This window comes from Rhodococcus sp. A14 (assembly GCF_011603105.1).
In the GTDB taxonomy this organism is placed as follows: domain Bacteria; phylum Actinomycetota; class Actinomycetes; order Mycobacteriales; family Mycobacteriaceae; genus Rhodococcus_F; species Rhodococcus_F opacus.
In genome coordinates, this window is record NZ_JAAOQS010000218.1 from 1 (window position 1) to 3,887 (window position 3,887).

2 protein-coding genes are annotated in these 3,887 nt (G+C 66.7%); both read left to right on the forward strand.

Annotated elements, in window-relative coordinates; genetic code table 11:
• Positions 1 to 80 precede the first annotated feature (80 nt).
• A complete protein-coding gene (locus G9373_RS44750) occupies positions 81 to 1,322 on the forward strand; it encodes a tyrosine-type recombinase/integrase (RefSeq protein WP_167121235.1) in 1,242 nt (413 codons plus the stop codon).
• Positions 1,323 to 1,351: 29 nt separating this feature from the next.
• Entirely contained in the window at positions 1,352 to 3,841 is a 2,490-nt protein-coding gene (locus G9373_RS44755) for a tyrosine-type recombinase/integrase (protein WP_167121237.1), read from the forward strand.
• The last annotated feature ends 46 nt before the right edge of the window (positions 3,842 to 3,887 follow it).

Consider the following 3,887-nt stretch of genomic DNA (forward strand, 5'->3'; position numbering starts at 1 on the left):
GGTGTGTTGACTGAACTACCGGAGTGTGGGTTCGTGTTCTTCGAGCTGGTCGCTGTGAGGCCCGGCTATGTTGCCTGACCATGTCTGAATCACGAGATGGAAATCGGAATCTGGAGTCGTTGAGGGTCGAGCTGGTCGGGTCGTTGGTGTCCACCGGCGATCCGTGGGAGCCGTTTCGGTTGGTCGATGCTTGTGGTGAGCCGGTGGGCGCGGTGACGGCGTATCTGGCCGAACTGCAGGCGGCGGGCCGGTCGACGGCAACGCAGCGTTCCTACGGGATGGACCTGCTTCGGTGGTTCCGTTTCCTGTCGGCAGTGGAGGTCGCGTGGCAGGAGGCGACGAGGGCCGAGGCGCGAGACTTCTCCCGATGGATTCAGATGAGCACCAAACCCGTTCGGCCGCATTGGCGTTCCTCCGACAAACCTGCACCGGCGGCGACACCGACGCTTAACCCGGTGACCGGCAAAAGCTCGCCGGGTCGCACCTACGCCGTCGCGACCGTGGCGCACTCCGAAACGGTGCTGCGCGGCTTCTACGCGTTCCACGTGGAGGCCGGTACCGGGCCGTTGGCGAATCCGTTTCCGCTGGCCCGGTCCGGTCGCCCGAATGCGCATCACAACCAGATGGACCCGTTTCAGCGGCAGCGCGCCGGTCTGTATCGGCCCCGGCAGGTCAAGCGGATCCCTCGGCAGATTCCTGACGCGCTGTTCAATGAGTTGTTCGCTCGCTTGTCGTGTGACCGGGACCGGGCGTTGGTCGCGTTTTGGGTATCCACCGGCGTTCGAGCGTCGGAACTGCTGGGAGTGCTGCATGGCGGCGTCGATCCTGGCGGGCAGTTGATCACAGTGGTGCGCAAGGGGTCACGGGCGATGCAACAGGTCCCCGCGTCGCCGGACGCGTTCGTGTGGTTGCGGCTCTACCAGCAGCAGACACACGGCGTGGTGCCCGCCGGACCGGATGACCCGGTGTGGTGGACGCTGAGACGGCCGTATCGTGCGTTGAACTACCACGCCGCCCGGGCGATGTTCGGCCGTGCGAACGCGCTGCTGGGGTCGAATTGGTCGCTCCACGACCTGCGTCACACCGCGGCCTACCGGCTGGCCCGCGACCCGAAGATGCCGATCACCGACGTGCAGTGGGTGCTTGGCCACTCGTCGCTGACCACAACTCAGATCTACGTCAATCCGACTCCCGAAGACGTCGTCGAGGCGGTGCTGGCCCACCACCGACGACGAACCGAGCCGCTACCCGCACCCGAGCAACCGCTGCTGAGATATCGGCAGGACAGCCTGGACGTGCTGTTCGGGCGGGGGACGTCATGACGACGGCAACCGTTTCCAGCGCCGGGAACATGAGAACATGGCAGCTCAGCCGGGAAGCGGAGGTGCTGCGTGAGAAATTTCCGCCCCGGCCGGCGCCGACCTCGTGGACGGCAACCCGGCAGAGCCGCGACACCGTCGAAGCCCGACTGGCGGGCGGACCATTTCGGGCCGAGGACTCGAACGCCCGCTACCACCGCAAGAAGTCGCTGCAGACGGTGCTGGACTGGCTTGAGCTGTATCCGGGCTCGTCGTGGCAGCAGCGGTGGAACGCCACCGGCGCCGGGATCGACGGTCACCGGGACTGGCGCGTCAAGCTGCTCGCCGACCTGGACGAGGCAGGGCTGCTCGGCGAGCAGCCCCGCTCGGTCCACAGGCTGTTGGGTATGGGGCTGATCCAGCTCATCGGTGGCGACTACGTGCGCCCGTCGCTGGGCTGGCTGATGGCCACGTCCTCGCCGCTGCGCATCGCCAACGAGATGGCCAAAGTCCGCGATCGTCATGGCCTCGCGCAGCTGCGGGCGGTCCGCACGTCGAGCACGGTGGGCGATGCGACGATGGTCCCGGCCATCGAGCGGGTGGCGCTGATGATGGCCGCCAAGGGCGGCACGGTCGCCGACGTCACCCCCGGCGACTGCATCGAATTGATGCAGACCAGCCGAGAGGTGTTCCCCGGACCCAACCGCTCCGGTCGGCACAGCCCGCTCTTCTACCAGCTGCTGCATTCGATCGGGGCCTTCCCCGCGGATGCGCCGCCAACGGTGCGCATGTTCAGCAGCCTTTTCGTCGGCAGGCTGTCGGTCGAGCAGCTTGTCGACCGCTACGACCTGGCCTGTCGCCCGGTGCGTGAGCTGTTGGTGGACTACTTGCGCGAACGGCAACCCGCCGTCGACTACAGCACGTTGACCAACCTGGCCACCACGCTGACCCTGTGGTTCTGGAAGGACCTGGAACGACACCACCCGGGAATCGACTCGCTGCAGCTGACCCCCGAGGTCGCCGCCGGGTGGAAACAACGAATCCGCACCCGCACGGTGCGGTCGAGAAACGAACACGGCGATGTCATCGAGACGACGGTCGAACGCGACTCCGCGGCCGACATCCTGATCACCGTGCGCTGCTTCTACCTCGACCTGGCGCAATGGGCCGTCGACGACCCAGCCCGCTGGGGACCGTGGGCGGTGCCGTGCCCGATCCGGGCCGCCGACGTGCAGCACCGGAAGATGACTTCTCGCCGCAAGTCCCGCATGGACCAGCGCACCAGGGAACGCCTGCCCGCACTGCCCGCGCTGGCCACTGTCGTCGAACGAGAACGAAAGGCAGCCGCGGCCCGCCTCGAGGCAGCCCGGACGGTCGAGCCTGGCGAGCAATTCACCGTGGAGGGCCTCACACTGCGGCGCGCACGCCTGAAACGGCACTCGCCCCGCACCTGGGCCGAAGAACCCGACACCGGTCGACGACGTGACCTGAACCGTGAAGAGGACAACGCCTTCTGGGCGTGGGCCGCCATCGAAGTCCTGCGGATGACCGGCATCCGGGTCGAGGAGCTCACCGAGCTGACCCACCCAAGCCTGGTCCAATACCGAACACCTCACACCGGGGAACTCATTCCGCTACTACAGATTCCGCCGTCGAAGACCGATCAGGAACGCCTGCTGGTGATCTCACCGGAACTGGCCGATGTGCTGTCGGCGGTCGTCTGTCGCGTCCGCGGCAGCGACGGCAGTGTCCCTCTGGTGGTCGCCTACGACCACCACGAGAAGGTTTGGAACCCACCGATGCCGCTGCTATTCCAACGCGCCATTGGCCTCGAGACCCGGCCGATCCCCATCGGCGGTGTCCGCGACCTGATCAGCGGCGCCCTGGCCCGCTCCGGGCTCACCGATACGGCGGGCCGACCGTTGGACTTCGCGCCCCACGACTTCCGCCGCCTGTTCACCACCGACGCAGTGATGAACGGGATGCCGCCCCACATTGCACAGCTGATACTCGGCCACCGCGACATCAACACCACCATGGGCTACAAGGCCGTCTATCCCGAGGAAGCTATCGATGGACACCGCGCCTTCATCGCCCGTCGCCGAGCCCTGCGGCCCAGCGAGGAATACCGCAGACCCACCGACGCCGAATGGGAGGAGTTCCTTGGCCACTTCGAGCGGCGACGACTGGCGCTGGGCGACTGCGGCCGCGCATACGGCACCGGCTGCATTCACGAGCACAGTTGCGTTCGATGTCCACTGCTGAGGGTCGATCCAGCCCAACGACACCGCCTGGTCGACATCCGCGACAACCTCATCACCCGCATCGCGGAAGCCGAGCACAAAGGCTGGGTCGGGGAAGCCGAAGGACTCCGGGTCAGCCTCGCCGCGACTAGGGAAAAACTCGCCGAGATCGGCACCGCCATCGCCAGAGGCAACGCTACAGTCGCACTCGGTATCCCCGGCTTCCGCGAACTCGCCGGCCGCACCGCGACAACCCCACACCACCCGACCACTCCCACCAGCCAGGAGCATGACCAATAGTCGCCACCAACAGCAGGAACGGCGCCTGGCCGTTAGTTCAGAGAAG

What these genes read in the sequence shown, in the direction of transcription:
- G9373_RS44750 (WP_167121235.1), top strand. Translation starts at nt 81, where the DNA reads ATGTCTGAATCACGAGATGGAAATCGGAATCTGGAGTCGTTGAGGGTC.
- G9373_RS44755 (WP_167121237.1), top strand. Translation starts at nt 1,352, where the DNA reads ATGAGAACATGGCAGCTCAGCCGGGAAGCGGAGGTGCTGCGTGAGAAA.